Origin of the sequence: Aurantiacibacter hainanensis (genome assembly GCF_036321025.1) — a bacterium.
Lineage (GTDB): Bacteria > Pseudomonadota > Alphaproteobacteria > Sphingomonadales > Sphingomonadaceae > Alteraurantiacibacter > Alteraurantiacibacter hainanensis.
Genome location: NZ_JAZAPB010000001.1, coordinates 252,017 through 264,748, shown reverse-complemented (window position 1 = coordinate 264,748; position 12,732 = coordinate 252,017). Strand labels below are relative to the sequence as shown.

General features: G+C 66.3%; 14 protein-coding genes. 6 read left to right on the top strand and 8 right to left on the bottom strand.

What is annotated here, in order from left to right:
• The first annotated feature begins 46 nt into the window (after positions 1-46).
• Positions 47-271: a hypothetical protein gene (locus AAA989_RS01320; RefSeq protein WP_338240625.1), complete on the top strand. Its 225-nt coding sequence runs from the start codon at positions 47-49 to the stop codon at positions 269-271.
• Between the two features lie 21 nt (positions 272-292).
• Here the strand turns inward: AAA989_RS01320 and AAA989_RS01315 are convergent, their stop codons facing one another.
• Both AAA989_RS01315 and AAA989_RS01310 read right to left on the bottom strand, forming a co-directional pair.
• The gene (locus AAA989_RS01315; RefSeq protein ID WP_338240624.1) at positions 293-982 is read right to left on the bottom strand and encodes a TonB family protein; all 690 of its coding nucleotides are present in this window, start codon (positions 980-982) and stop codon (positions 293-295) included.
• A gap of 139 nt (positions 983-1,121) precedes the next feature.
• Positions 1,122-1,778 (bottom strand): alpha/beta hydrolase, encoded by a 657-nt coding sequence (locus tag AAA989_RS01310; protein ID WP_338240623.1) that lies wholly within the window; start codon positions 1,776-1,778, stop codon positions 1,122-1,124.
• A 107-nt stretch (positions 1,779-1,885) separates the two neighbouring features.
• On the opposite strand from AAA989_RS01310, the gene AAA989_RS01305 reads away from it, so the two are divergent.
• The 4 genes from AAA989_RS01305 to AAA989_RS01290 all read left to right on the top strand — a co-directional run bounded on the left by AAA989_RS01305 (position 1,886) and on the right by AAA989_RS01290 (position 5,773).
• Positions 1,886-2,938 (top strand): cysteine desulfurase family protein, encoded by a 1,053-nt coding sequence (locus AAA989_RS01305; protein WP_338242167.1) that lies wholly within the window; start codon positions 1,886-1,888, stop codon positions 2,936-2,938.
• Positions 2,935-4,005 (top strand): cysteine desulfurase family protein, encoded by a 1,071-nt coding sequence (locus tag AAA989_RS01300; protein WP_338240622.1) that lies wholly within the window; start codon positions 2,935-2,937, stop codon positions 4,003-4,005. Before AAA989_RS01305 ends, AAA989_RS01300 begins: the two co-directional genes overlap by 4 nt.
• 23 nt (positions 4,006-4,028) lie before the next feature.
• The gene (locus AAA989_RS01295; RefSeq protein WP_338242166.1) at positions 4,029-4,358 is read left to right on the top strand and encodes a 2Fe-2S iron-sulfur cluster-binding protein; all 330 of its coding nucleotides are present in this window, start codon (positions 4,029-4,031) and stop codon (positions 4,356-4,358) included.
• Between the two features lie 125 nt (positions 4,359-4,483).
• Positions 4,484-5,773, top strand: a complete 1,290-nt coding sequence (locus tag AAA989_RS01290; RefSeq protein ID WP_338240621.1) for a class I SAM-dependent methyltransferase — start codon at positions 4,484-4,486, stop codon at positions 5,771-5,773.
• Positions 5,774-5,882: 109 nt separating this feature from the next.
• Here AAA989_RS01290 and AAA989_RS01285 read toward each other — a convergent pair whose 3' ends face one another.
• Positions 5,883-6,434: a type 1 glutamine amidotransferase domain-containing protein gene (locus AAA989_RS01285; RefSeq protein ID WP_338240620.1), complete on the bottom strand. Its 552-nt coding sequence runs from the start codon at positions 6,432-6,434 to the stop codon at positions 5,883-5,885.
• Between the two features lie 105 nt (positions 6,435-6,539).
• Here AAA989_RS01285 and parC point away from each other — a divergent pair, with 105 nt between their 5' ends.
• The gene (parC, locus tag AAA989_RS01280; RefSeq protein ID WP_338240619.1) at positions 6,540-8,837 is read left to right on the top strand and encodes a DNA topoisomerase IV subunit A; all 2,298 of its coding nucleotides are present in this window, start codon (positions 6,540-6,542) and stop codon (positions 8,835-8,837) included.
• Positions 8,838-8,905: 68 nt separating this feature from the next.
• Here the strand turns inward: parC and AAA989_RS01275 are convergent, their stop codons facing one another.
• From AAA989_RS01275 to AAA989_RS01255, 5 genes are all read right to left on the bottom strand, one after another.
• Positions 8,906-9,415, bottom strand: coding sequence for a hypothetical protein (locus AAA989_RS01275; RefSeq protein WP_338240618.1), 510 nt, complete (start codon positions 9,413-9,415; stop codon positions 8,906-8,908).
• 268 nt (positions 9,416-9,683) lie between these two features.
• Positions 9,684-10,859, bottom strand: coding sequence for a CCA tRNA nucleotidyltransferase (locus tag AAA989_RS01270; protein WP_338240617.1), 1,176 nt, complete (start codon positions 10,857-10,859; stop codon positions 9,684-9,686).
• Positions 10,860-10,972: 113 nt separating this feature from the next.
• Positions 10,973-11,575, bottom strand: coding sequence for a CoA pyrophosphatase (locus AAA989_RS01265; RefSeq protein WP_338240616.1), 603 nt, complete (start codon positions 11,573-11,575; stop codon positions 10,973-10,975).
• Positions 11,572-12,138 carry a DUF1285 domain-containing protein gene (locus AAA989_RS01260; protein ID WP_338240615.1) on the bottom strand — a complete coding sequence of 189 codons (567 nt, stop codon included), beginning with the start codon at positions 12,136-12,138 and terminating at the stop codon, positions 11,572-11,574. The genes AAA989_RS01265 and AAA989_RS01260 overlap by 4 nt, the downstream gene beginning before the upstream one ends.
• A 26-nt stretch (positions 12,139-12,164) precedes the next feature.
• Positions 12,165-12,686 carry a GNAT family N-acetyltransferase gene (locus AAA989_RS01255; RefSeq protein WP_338240614.1) on the bottom strand — a complete coding sequence of 174 codons (522 nt, stop codon included), beginning with the start codon at positions 12,684-12,686 and terminating at the stop codon, positions 12,165-12,167.
• Positions 12,687-12,732: the final 46 nt, after the last annotated feature.

The following is a 12,732-nucleotide window of genomic DNA, read 5'->3' as shown; positions in this document are numbered from 1 at the left end:
ACCGTAAGGGCTGGCGACAGGCATTGGCGCGGGCTAGGGCAGGGTGATGTTCGATCTCATCATTTCGATCATCGTTCTTGCCGCCGTCGCCCTGGCGGTTGGAGGCTTCGTACTCTGGCGCAAGGGCTTCACGCGCAAGGCCATGCTGATGGGGCTCTTGGCCTTCATCATGTTGGCCAACGTCGCGGTCTGGCTCGTGCCGATGGAAGACGGCAACACGCCGATGGAAGCCGCTTCCAAAGCCGTGGCCGACGAGGAGGCCGGACGGTAGCCGCCCGGCCTCCCGCCGCCGCTATCGGCGGGGAAGCTGCCAGGTCACCGTGCCGGTGAATGTCCCGACGACTCTCTCGCCGCTGCCGTCCTTCGCGGGATCGAAGCGGGCGCGCCGCTCGATCAGGCCGCACACGGCGCCGTCCAGCACGGAATGGCCGCTGCTGCGGGTTATCTCGCAGGCATCCACGCGCCCACCGCTGCCCACCACCAGGCGATAGCCCGATGTCCCTTCCAGTTCGCGGGTAATGCCGCGGCGCGGGTAGTCGTCGTTGGTGATCCATCCGGCAGGTCCGTTGCGTGGAACCGGGCCGACGGGATCGAAGGCGGGCGCGACGCTGGGCGTCACGACGGGGCCGGGGACCTCGATCCGGCGAGGTGGCGGGGTGAAGACCATTTCGTCCGGGATATCCGGGCTTACGTGGTCCACGACGAACGGCGTGTTGCGTTCGAGCGGTATCGGCGGCTCCGCGGCGGTGACGGGCGCGAGGGCCTGTTCGGCGGGCTCCGGTATTGTCTGGGGCGGCGGAGGCGGAGGTGCCGGCGGATCGGGTTCGAAATAGGCGATGATGCCGCCATCCTCCTCCGCAATCACGCCGGTGATGGTCAGGCCGGCCACCACGCCCACGCCCACCAGGGCGTGGATCGCGACGACGCCGGCAACCGCACGCATGCGGGCCGCCGGGCTGGCAGTGGTATCGACATAGGACATAAGGCTCTCCTCTTCCTTCCGCCCGCCGTCTGGCGAGTCATGTTATACTATAACACTATCAGAAGAGGACGCAAAAGCAAGCGCGCGCCGGAACCGAGGCTCCGACGCGCGCTGGGTGTCCATCGATGGAGGGCCGCGATCAGGTGATCGGGCAGTTCGGGTCCAGCCGGAAATCGAGATAGTTGTCGACCGACTTCATCAGCTCGTCCTGCTCGTTCTCGAAGAAGTGATTGGCGCGCGGAATCTCGTCGTGGTGGATGGTGATGTGCTTCTGCGTGCGCAGCTTGTCGACCAGCTTCTGCACTGCGCCCGGCTGCACCACTGTGTCGGCGGTGCCCTGGATAAAGATGCCGCTGGCGGGGCAGGGCGCCAGGAACGAGAAGTCGTACATGTTGGCGGGCGGCGCGATGGAAATGAAGCCGCGGATTTCCGGGCGGCGCATCAGCAGCTGCATGCCGATCAGCGCGCCGAAGGACACGCCGGCGACCCAGGTGGTCTGCGCTTCGGGGTGGATCTGCTGCACCCAGTCGAGCGCGCTGGCGGCATCGGACAGTTCGCCGATGCCGTTGTCGAAGCTGCCCTGGCTCTTGCCGACGCCGCGGAAGTTGAAGCGCAGCGTGGCGAAACCCCGGTTGACGAAGGTCTTGTACAATTGCTGCACGATCCGGTCGTTCATGGTGCCGCCGCCCTGGCTGTGCGGGTGCAGGATCATGGCGACGGGCGCGCGGGGGCGCGGGGCGGGAGAGAAACGGCCTTCGAGACGGCCTTCGGGGCCGGGGAAGATAACGTGAGGCATGGGCGGGTTAGCTCTGCTGGAATGTGGATCGCCAGCGCGGGTAGCGCGGCGCAAGTGGGCGGCTATATAGGGATTATGCCGATTTTCGCAATTGTTACGTGAACGCTGTGCCAAGCCAGCGCATCTATCTCGATCACGCCGCCACCACGCCGCTGCGCCCCGAGGCGAAAGTGGCGATGGATGAAGGCTTTGCGATGTGGGCCAATCCGTCCAGCCCCCACGCCGAAGGGCGCAAGGCGCGCGCCGCGCTGGAGGATGCGCGCGATCGCTGCAAGGCGGCGCTGGGCTGGGACGGGGAACTGATCTTCACCAGCGGCGCGAGCGAGGCGGCTTCGCTGGCCTTGCTGCACGCGAAGGCCGGGGCGCGGCTGGTAAGCGCGGTGGAGCACGACTGCATCCTCGGCACCGCAAGGCAGGCGGAGCGGCTGCCGGTCGGGGCCGATGGCGCGCTCGACCTCGACGTGTTGCAAGAAGCGGTGCAGCGCGAAGAGCCGCTGGTCGCAGTGCAGCAGGTGAATTCCGAGACCGGCAATCGGCAGGACCTGGAAGCGGTCGCTCGCCTGGTCGGCGAGGCCGGTGGTCTTCTGCTTGCGGACTGCGCGCAAGGCGCTGGAAAGATCGCACTGCCGCAGTGCGACATGGCCATCGTCTCGGCTCACAAGTTCGGCGGTCCCGTGGGAATCGGCGCGCTGCTGGTGAAGCGGTTTGGCATGCTGGAACCCACGGGCGGACACGAGCGCGGCTATCGACGCGGGACCGAAAACCTGCCGGGCGCGCTGGGCATGGCGGCGGCGCTGGAAGCCGATGGCCCCTACCTGGGCGACGAGGTGCTGGCCGCACGCGATCGCCTGGCAGACACGGTGCGCGGGGCGGGCGGCACCTGGTGGGCGGACCGGCTTTCCGATTCCACGCCCTTCGTCAGCGCGCTCGCCATGCCGAAGATGTCCGCCACGGCGCAGGTCATGCGCTTCGACATGATGGGCTTCGCGGTCTCGCAGGGCAGCGCCTGCTCCAGCGGCACCATGAAGACCAGCCACGTGATGCAGGCCATGTCCGTCGAACCCCAGCTGGCAGACCGCACCATCCGCGTGTCGCTGGGCTGGAATACCACTCCGGAGGAACTGGACGCCTTCGCAGACGCTTGGAAATCGCTGACATGATCTATCTCGACTACCAGGCCACCACTCCGCTCGCGCCCGAGGCGCGCGATGCCATGCTGCAATGGCTGGACGGGCCGGACGGTACCGCCTTCGGCAATCCGCACAGCCCGCATCGCATGGGCCGGCAGGCCGCCGCCGCAGTGGACCTGGCGCGCGACAGGGTAGCGGCGCTGTTTCCGCCCAACGGCAAGGTCATTTTCACCAGCGGCGCGACCGAGGCGATCAACCTCGCCATGCGCGGTTGCCCCGGCAAGGGGGCGATCAGCGTCAGCGCCATCGAGCATGCCGCCGTGCTCGATACCGCGCACGCCATCGGCAGGGCGCACGAGCTGAACGTCGCCAAGGACGGCCAGTGCAACGTGAAGCAGGACATTCCCAACAACACCAAGCTCGTCTGCGTGATGCAGATCAACAACGAGATCGGGGTGATCCAACCCACGGTGGAATTCCACCGCAAGGCGAAGGAAGCGGGCGCGCTGTATCTTTGCGATGCGGTGCAGGCCTACGGCAAGACGCCGCTTGCCGCCGCCGACATGATCGCCGTGTCCGCGCACAAGATCCACGGCCCCAAGGGCATCGGCGCGCTGTGGGTGCGCAACGGCGTGGAACTGGAACCGGTGCAGACCGGCGGCGGGCAGGAGGCGAACCTGCGCTCCGGCACGCTCAGCCCCTCGCTGTGCGCCGGGTTCGGCGCGGCCGCGATGGTGGCGAAGGAGCGCATGGAGGAAGACGCCGCCCACGTGGAAGCGCTGTGGAACAGGGCCCGCGAACTGTTCGAGGACTGGGACCTCAATGGCAGCGCGGAGGCGCGCTGGCACGGCAACCTCAATATCCGCCGCAAGGGGCTGGACGTGAACCGGTTGATGTCGGATTGCCGCAACGTGATGTTCTCCGCCGGGTCGGCCTGCGCCAGCGGATCGGGTCGTCCCAGCCACGTGCTGCAGGCGATCGGCCTGTCGGCGAAAAAGGCCAAGAGTTCCATCCGATTGGGCTTCGGCCGCTATACCGGCATGGAGGAGCTTGAAGAGGCGGCAAAAACGATCAATAATGCTGCATCGCAGCAATAGGACCAGCAACGGGAATCGCCGCCATCAAGGTCACTTTCATTACGCGCAACAACGACAGGGTGGAGGCGGAGGCCTCGCCTGGAGACCGTCTGCTTGAAGTCGGTCAGGCCGCGGGCATGCCGCTGGAAGGAACCTGCGAGGGGCAGATGGCATGCTCCACCTGCCACGTGATCGTCGCGCGCGAATGGTTCGCCAGGCTGCCCGAAGCGGCGGAAGAGGAAGAGGACATGCTCGACCTTGCGGCAGACGTCCATGCCACCAGCCGCCTGTCCTGCCAGATCGTCCTGACAGAGGACCTGGACGGTATCGAGGTTCGCATTCCCAGCGACAGCACCGACGCCCAAAGGTTCTGAACCGACCCGGCTGGTTGAATCTTCCGGCCTCTCGTTCATGCTCTGGCGAGATAAGGTTGGATAACGCGCACAGCCATCTCTAACAGCGCTGGCTATTCGCGCGTTTACCTTTCCGGATTCTCCCCATGACTTCTCGCAACATCACCCCCCTATGGGCTCTGCCCGACACGCAGGACGAGCCGGCTCGCTCTTCGCGCCCGGTATCGGACATGGCCTATCGACTGGCTTTCGGCGCCATCGGCTGGCCGTGGCTGGCGTTCAGCCTGTGGGGCGGCCGGAAATCCGAGAAGCGCCGCCTGCTGGCACGGGTGGGGCTGGACAACGATGCCCTGCCGCATCTGGGCAGCTGGAAGGCCGATACCGGCTTCCTGCACCGCATCGTCGATGCGATCGAGGAACTGCGTCCGGCCAATGTCGTCGAACTGGGTGCCGGCGCGACGACGCTGGTCTGCGCCAAGGCGCTGGAGCGCAACGGTGGCGGGTCGCTTCACAGTTTCGATCAGCATGGCGGTTTCGTGGAAGCCACTCGCGAATGGCTGCGCGATGAAGGGGTGGATGCCAAACTGCGTGCCGCTCCGCTGACGGCCACCGTTCCGGGCTGGCCGGGCACCTGGTACGACCTTTCCGACCTTCCCGAGACCATCGACCTGCTGATCATCGACGGCCCGCCGTGGACCGTGCACCCCTTCGTGCGCGGTGCGGCGGAATGTCTGTTCGATCGCCTTTCGCCCGGCGCCATCGTGCTGCTGGACGACGGTGCCCGGCCCGGTGAACGGGTCGTGGCCCACCGCTGGCGCAGGAACTGGCCGCAGATCAGCTTCGATCGCGTGGCGGGGAGCACCAAGGGCACGCTCGTTGGACGCAAGCGCCGCGAAGGCGAAGTGATCCCATTTCCCAGGCGGTCGGCGCGTGCGAATTCGACCGGCTGGAAGAAGGTCGCAATGCTGGCGCTGGCCTTTGCCGGTGGCTGGATCGTCCACGCGACCGTGGGACAATCCGAGCCGGCCAGCGCGGCATCCTTCATCGACGAAGCCGACGCCTCCTATGACGCGACGCAGGCGCGCCTGCGCATGGCCTCACAACCCGAGACGCAGGTGCTCGACCGTGCGGAAATTGCGAACGCGACCGGTATCGACCTTCCCGCCATCCCGGACGGCTGGTCGATGCACGATGTGCAGGTCTATCCGTCCGATCACGGCCCCGCGGTCGCGATCGTGATGATGACCGACGACGGCGAGAGCGTCTCCCTGTTCGCGACGCGCGCCGAAACGCCTGCGGAAAAACTGCCGCTGCTGGAAATGCGCGAGGGCCGTTCGCTGGCATACTGGGAAGGCGGTCCCTTCGCCTATGCACTGGCGGGCGAGCTCGAGGCGCAGCGCATCCTCTCGCTCGCATCGGTTATCGCAGGCGAGTGATCGGCGCGGCCTGATTACAAGAACCCCGCCGCACCTGATGGCGCGACGGGGTCTGTCGAAGTCCGATATCCCCGCATTGGGGGGGGATGGACGGGAAGGTCCGCGGGGATCAGGCGGCTTCGGTCATCTTGGCATTCTGCCTTTGCAGCGCTTCGATCAGCGCCTTGGAGAATGCGGGAATGTCATCGGGGTTCCGGCTGGTAATGATGTTGCCGTCGACCGCAACTTCCTTGTCCACGACCCGAGCGCCGGCATTGGCGAGATCGGTGCGGATGGAATGGTAGGAGGTCGCTTCGCGGCCCTGCACGATGCCCGCCTCGATCAGCAGCCAGGGTGCGTGGCAGATGGCGGCAATGGGCTTTCCTTCGGCGTTGAAGTCCTTGACGATCTGCACGGCCTTGTCTTCCACGCGCAGCAGATCGGGATTGATCTGGCCGCCGGGCAGGAGAAGGGCGTCGAATTCGTTCGAGTTCGCTTCGTCAAGGGTCAGGTCGACATCGACCGGGCTGCCCCAGTCGTCTTCGTCCCAGCCCTTGATCTGGCCGTCTTCCAGGCTGACGACGACGGTTTCGTAGCCGGCTTCTTCGAGGTTGGCCTTGGGCTTTTCCAGTTCGGACTGCTCAAAGCCGTTGGTGGCGAGGATCATGACGCGTTGTGCCATAGTGGATGCTCCGTTCGATTTGATTGCGTTTGATCCTGTAACGGGTGGGGAAAGCCCGCCGTTCCGCGCTGTCCGCCGAGCCGTGACGGTGATAGGGCGAAGCGCATGGCAACAGTCGAAGAACCATCCGATTCCGGTGCCGGGATCATCCGTGAACCGTTCGAAAGCGCCTTGTCGGAGCGGTATCTGGTCTATGCGCTGTCAACGATTACAGCGCGTTCGCTGCCGGACCTGCGCGACGGTCTGAAGCCGGTTCACCGCCGCCTGCTGTGGACGATGCGGCAGCTGCGCCTGAGTCCGGACAGCACCTTCAAGAAATCGGCGCGCGTCGTGGGCGACGTGATCGGCAAGTATCACCCGCACGGCGACGTGGCGGTATACGATGCCATGGTGCGCCTCGCCCAGCCGTTCACCCTGCGCTATCCGCTGGTGGAGGGGCAGGGCAACTTCGGCAACATCGACGGCGATAACGCGGCGGCCTATCGCTACACCGAGTGTCGCCTGACGCGCACCGCGATGCAGCTGATGGACGGGCTGGACGAAGGCACCGTCGAGTTCACTCCCACTTACAACAACGAGGAACACGAACCGGTCATCATGCCCGGCCTGTTCCCCAACCTGCTGGCCAACGGGGCGAGCGGCATCGCCGTCGGCATGGCCACCAGCATCCCCAGCCACAACGTGGCGGAAGTGCTGGAAGCGGCAGAACTGGTGATGTTCAACAAGGACGTCACCCACCAGGAACTGATGGGCGTCTTCAAGGGGCCGGACTTCGCCACCGGCGGCCTGGTGGTGGACAGTCCGGAAGCGATCAGCAACGCCTACGAAACCGGGCGCGGATCCTTCCGCGTGCGCGGCCGCTTCCACGCCGCCGAGGCCGAGGCCGAGGCGGATCGCGAGGCAGGGATCGAGCGGCTGAAGGGCGGCGGTTACCAGCTGGTGATTTCCGAAATTCCCTACCAGGTGCCCAAGGGCAAGCTGATCGAGCAGATCGCCGCGGCCATCGGCGACAAGAAGCTGCCGATCCTGGAAGACGTGCGCGACGAGAGCGACGAGCAGGTGCGCATCGTGCTGGTGCCGCGCAGCCGCAACGTCGATCCCGAACTGCTGAAGGAAAGCGTCTACAAGCTCACCGACCTTGAATCGCGCTTCAGCCTCAACATGAACGTGCTGGACGCCAGCCGCACGCCGATGGTGATGGGGCTGAAGGAACTGCTGGGCCACTGGATCGGTCACCAGATCGAGATCCTCCAGCGGCGCACCGCGCACCGGCTGGAGAAGATCGCCGACCGGCTGGAACTGCTGGAAGGCTACATCATCGCCTTCCTCAACCTCGACCGCGTGATCGAGATCATCCGCACCGAGGACGAGCCCAAGCCGGTGATGATCGCGGAATTCGCGCTTACCGACCGGCAGGCCGAAGCGATCCTCAACATGCGGCTGCGCAGCTTGCGCAAACTGGAGGAAATGCAGCTGCGGCAGGAGAAGGACGAGCTGCTCAAGGAGCAGGAGGAGCTGCAGAAGCTGCTCGAAAGCCCGGCCCGCCAGCGCACCCGCCTGAAGAGGGACATGGCCGCGCTGCGCAAAGAATACGGGCCGGACACGGCCATCGGCGCGCGTCGCACCACCATCGACGAGGCCGAACCGACGGTGGAGTTCGATCCCGATGCCATGATCGAGAAGGAGCCGGTGACGGTGATCCTCTCGGCCAAGGGCTGGGTGCGCGCGGCCAAGGGCCACGTGGACCTTGGCGCGGACGGCTGCGGCGATTTCAAGTACAAGGAGGGCGATGGCCCGGCCTTCGCCGTCCATTGCCAGACGACGGACAAGCTGCTGCTGGCGGGCGCCGACGGGCGCTTCTTCACGCTGGGGGCGGACAAGCTGCCCAGCGCGCGCGGCTTTGGCGAGCCGGTGCGCAACACGCTGGACATCGACGCCGCAACGCAGATCGTGGCCATGATCGTGCATGAGAAGGACAAGCAGGTGCTGCTGGCCTCGACGGTGGGCAAGGGCTTCGTCGCCATTACCGACGAGCTGCTGGCCGAGACCCGCAAGGGCAGGCAGGTGGTGAACCTCAAGGGCGATGCGAGGCTGATTGTCGCGCGCGAGATCGCGCCCGAGCACGACCATGTCGCCGTGGTGGGCGAGAACCGCAAGCTGGTGGTCTTCGCGCTGGAGGAGATGCCGGTGATGACGCGGGGGCAGGGCGTAACCCTGCAACGCTACCGCGACGGTGGACTGTCCGATGCCACCACCTTCACGCTGGAAGAGGGCCTCAGCTGGGCGATGGGCGGCGACAGTGGCCGGACCCGGACCGAGAACGAGATCGGCATGTGGAAGGTGGCGCGCGGTGCCGCCGGGCGTTTGCCGCCGCAGGGCTTCCCCAAGAACAACCGGTTCTGAACCACCCCACAAAAAACCCGGCAGGATCGCTCCTGCCGGGTTCCTTGGTGATTGGTTTCAGCTTTCGCTTAGCCGGCCTCTGCCTGCGCGGCGAGCGCGGCTTCGAGGTCGGTCATGGTGATGCGAGCAACCAGCGCGCCGTTCGCGTCGACCGCGAACATTTCGCGCGGCAGCGTGACCTTGCTCTCGTCTTCGCGCACGATCACGACGTTGGCTTCGTCGATGGTGTCGATCGTACCCAGCGGCTGCGGATCGGCGGTGACCACGGCGGCACCTTCCACCAGCGCTTCGGCCAGGGCGGCTTCGGCCTGGGCCAGCTGCTCTTCGTGCATCTGCACCAGCTGATCGCGCGTGACGTTCAGCGTGGGACCGCTTTCGCCTTCGCCGAACAGGTTGGCGGGCAGGGCGATTCGATATTCGCCGACGGTCAGCAGAACGGCCTGCTCGTTGGTTTCGGCAACGGTGCCGATCGGGTTGCCGTCGTTACCCGTGACGGTGTCGCCAACGTCCTGCGCCAGGGCGGGGTTGGCAGCGAGAGCCGCGAGAGCGGCGGCGGCGGTGATAGCGATTTTCTTCATGCAAGTGTTCCTCTTCCATCCAGACCCTCGCATGAGGCGGGTCCGGGATTAATATTCGTCCGACAAGGCCCGAAGTGGCGCCGGAAAATGGCGAACGGTCGGCAAGCACCCGGCAGGGCCGGGGCAGACACAGTCGGCACATCAAAAGCACCGATCCCGTTGCAAAACTACCTAGCAGGCAGCCTATGAATGTTACCTGCACCAGCCTTGCAACGGATTTCAAGAATAAATTGTATGTGTCGCATACAATAAAGGGCGGAGAGAGCGCCTAAGAGGATGAATCGAGCTCTTCCTGAAGAAGCTGCTCGACCCTGCCGCGATCGGGAAAACCTTCCTCGAGCCAGCGGCTTTCGACCGCCTGCAGGATACGCGCTACTTCAGGTCCGGCATCCACCCCGCGCGCGACTATCTCACCGCCGCGCAAGGGAAGTTCGGGGATCGACCAGTCATCCAGCACGTCGGTGGGCGCGTCTGCCAGCAGCAGCAGGTCGCGCGCGACATCCATCCCTTCGCGGTAGGCCAGGACGCGCGCATCGCCCGGACGCCGCGCCCGCGCGGCCAGGCGGGCAAGGCGCTTTTTCTGCGCGTTGGAAAGGCGCAGCCGCGCCGCCACCTGCTCCGCGGTGCGGGCGTCGGCGGGCAACAAGGCGGCAAGGCGGCGAATGGCCGCGGGCGGAGCGTGCCGGCGTTTCTCCGCCGCTATGAGGTCCGCCATCCGGGCGAGGCCATCGCTGTCCACTTCGGGCAGGATGACCGGCAGAACGCCGCGCGCGAACATGCGCTGCACCGTGGTCTGCGGATCGTCCAGCGCCAGCAGGCCCAGCAGTTCCATCGCGACGCGTTCGCGGCTCAGCCCCTTCAGCATGGGTGCCAGTTTCGCGCAGGCCTCTTCCCCCTCGTCATCGAGGATCGAGCCGAAGCGCGCCTGGAAGCGGTAGTAGCGCAGGATGCGCAGGTGATCCTCGCGAATGCGCTCCTCCGCGTCGCCGATGAAGCGCACGCGGCGAGTATCCAGATCGGCCAGCCCGCCGAAATAATCCGCAATTTCCAGCGTTTCGGGATGAACGTAGAGCGCGTTGATGGTGAAATCGCGCCGTGCCGCATCCTCGCGCCAGTCGGTGGCGAAGGACACCGTCGCCCGCCGCCCGTCGGTGGCGACATCCTTTCTCAGCGTCGTGACCTCGACCGGACCGTGGTCCAGAAGGGCGGTGATCGTGCCGTGATCGATGCCCGTCGGCACGGACCTGATGCCAGCGTCCTTCAGGCGGGCCATCACTTCCTCGGGATGCAGGGTGGTGGCGGCGTCGATATCCTTCACCGGCAGGTCGAGCAGCGTGTCGCGCACCGCGCCGCCCACCCAGCGCACGCTATCGGCGCCCAGCGCGGCGACGAGCGCGGCGAGATCATCGCGCGCAGTCCATCCGGCTTCGGGCAGCCTAGCCATGCCTGTCCCGCTGTTGCCGAGCCCGTCGAAGCATCGTCCTTCCTTTCAGCCATCCCCGCTAGAAGCAAAGGTGGCCCCTCGACAAGCGCGGGGGCGGCACAGGTGGGGAAAGTTCACCCCAGCAGATCGTCCATCGAAAGCCGGTGCGAAAGGTGGGCGATGATCCCGGCGGTGATCCCCCAGATGCGATGCCCCTGCCAGTCGATCTCGACGTAGGGCCGCTCGTTGCCGTTGAACATGCCGATCTTCGGCTTGTGATTGTCCTGATCCAGCAGGTGGCGCAGCGGCGCCTCGAACCAGTCGGCAACCTCGCGCGGGTCGGGCCTGATCTGCAGGTCCGCCGGAACCACGCCGAGCACGGGCGTCAGCCGGAAGCCGCTCCCGGTAACGAAGGTGGTCGCTTCCCCGGCGATGCGCACCGTGCCGGGGTCGATGGCCAGTTCCTCGTGCGCCTCTCGCAGCGCGGCGGCGATGGCGTCTTCTCCCGCTTCCAGCTTGCCGCCGGGGAAGGCGACCTGTCCGGGATGGCTGGCCATGGTGTGGGGTCGATGGGTCAGCAGCACGCCCGGTTCCTCGCGCTCGGTGACCGGGATCAGGACGGCTGCATCGCGCAGCGGCTTTCCCCGAACGAATTCGCTGTCGTCGCGAATGCCCGCCATGCCGACGTGGACGGTATCGGCGAAACGGCGTTGCAGGCGTTCGAACAGCGCGCTCATCCGGCAGGCACCAGTGAGAACTGCTCCCCTTGCGACGCGACGACAAGGCCATCGCCATCGCTCCCGTCCGTTGCCAGCGCATGTTCGGCAAGTTGCAGCCAGGTGGACCGGTCCAGCCTGGCTTCGCAGCCGTGGCGCACGGCAAGGTAGATGCTCGGCGCGTCGGGATCGCCTTCGGCCCGCAGGGGATGATCGGGGCCGGCGATAACCAGCTCGTCGGTATTCAGCCGGAAGGCCAGGGCATCCGCGTCCACGCGCAGGTCGGTGGCGATGAAGGCGGCATCCTCCACTTCGATGGTCTGCCGGTAATGCGGCGTGACGAGGTAGTGCTGCCCATCGTCGGGATCGCGCCACAGCAGGCTGGCGAAGGCGCGCACCATGGCCGGGCGCGTGATCGGGCTGCCGTCATGATACCAGGTGCCGTCGGCGGCGATCCGCATGCGGCTGTCGCTGGTCGCCTCCGGCTTCCACTGGTCAACCGGGGGCAACTGGCGCGCGGAGACCGCCTCGGCAATCTCGAGCAGGCTCATTCCGGCAAGGTCGGGCGGGATATCGTAGGCCATCGGTGTTCAACAGATGGCGTCTTGCGTCACCCAAGCCAAGGGCCAAGCGTGCCTTCATCGGGCAAAATGCCCGGGTTGTCCGCCCGAACCAGCAGGCGGCGGGGCTCGAAGGGGCCGGGGAGGGTCCAGTTGCGGGCCGGTGCGGAATGAAAGCCGAAACGCGCATAGTATTCCGGATCGCCGATCAGCACCTGCGGCAGGGGCGCCTGCGGGTCCATTCCGCTGGCCATGGCCGCCATCAGCGCCCGGCCAAAGCCCTGGTTGTGACGTTCGGGCACCACGGCGACGGGGCCCACCATCAGCAGCGGGTGCCGGCGGCCCTTGAGATCGGTGAGCGCCACGGGCCAGACCTGGATGCTGCCGACCAGCAGGTTGTCGCCGTCGACCACGGCGTGGCTGAGCGCGGGCAGCCAGTCCGTCCCTTCGCGCACCTTGTAGGCGGTGCGCGACCTGCGATCCTCGCCGAAAGCGCGGTCGAGCAGCGTCTCGACGAGGTCGGGGTCGACCTCGGCGAGCGGAATCAGGGTGGCGGCATCAGCTTGCGTCATGGGCGCGCGCCGATAGGGCGGCGCGGCCAAGGGCGCAAATGTTTCG

Bases quoted from the DNA above. Each gene is read 5' to 3' on its own strand.
- AAA989_RS01320 (WP_338240625.1), top strand. From the start codon at position 47: ATGTTCGATCTCATCATTTCGATCATCGTTCTTGCCGCCGTCGCCCTG.
- AAA989_RS01315 (WP_338240624.1), bottom strand. From the start codon at position 982: ATGTCCTATGTCGATACCACTGCCAGCCCGGCGGCCCGCATGCGTGCG.
- AAA989_RS01310 (WP_338240623.1), bottom strand. From the start codon at position 1,778: ATGCCTCACGTTATCTTCCCCGGCCCCGAAGGCCGTCTCGAAGGCCGT.
- AAA989_RS01300 (WP_338240622.1), top strand. From the start codon at position 2,935: ATGATCTATCTCGACTACCAGGCCACCACTCCGCTCGCGCCCGAGGCG.
- AAA989_RS01290 (WP_338240621.1), top strand. From the start codon at position 4,484: ATGACTTCTCGCAACATCACCCCCCTATGGGCTCTGCCCGACACGCAG.
- AAA989_RS01285 (WP_338240620.1), bottom strand. From the start codon at position 6,434: ATGGCACAACGCGTCATGATCCTCGCCACCAACGGCTTTGAGCAGTCC.
- parC (WP_338240619.1), top strand. From the start codon at position 6,540: ATGGCAACAGTCGAAGAACCATCCGATTCCGGTGCCGGGATCATCCGT.
- AAA989_RS01275 (WP_338240618.1), bottom strand. From the start codon at position 9,415: ATGAAGAAAATCGCTATCACCGCCGCCGCCGCTCTCGCGGCTCTCGCT.
- AAA989_RS01270 (WP_338240617.1), bottom strand. From the start codon at position 10,859: ATGGCTAGGCTGCCCGAAGCCGGATGGACTGCGCGCGATGATCTCGCC.
- AAA989_RS01265 (WP_338240616.1), bottom strand. From the start codon at position 11,575: ATGAGCGCGCTGTTCGAACGCCTGCAACGCCGTTTCGCCGATACCGTC.
- AAA989_RS01260 (WP_338240615.1), bottom strand. From the start codon at position 12,138: ATGGCCTACGATATCCCGCCCGACCTTGCCGGAATGAGCCTGCTCGAG.
- AAA989_RS01255 (WP_338240614.1), bottom strand. From the start codon at position 12,686: ATGACGCAAGCTGATGCCGCCACCCTGATTCCGCTCGCCGAGGTCGAC.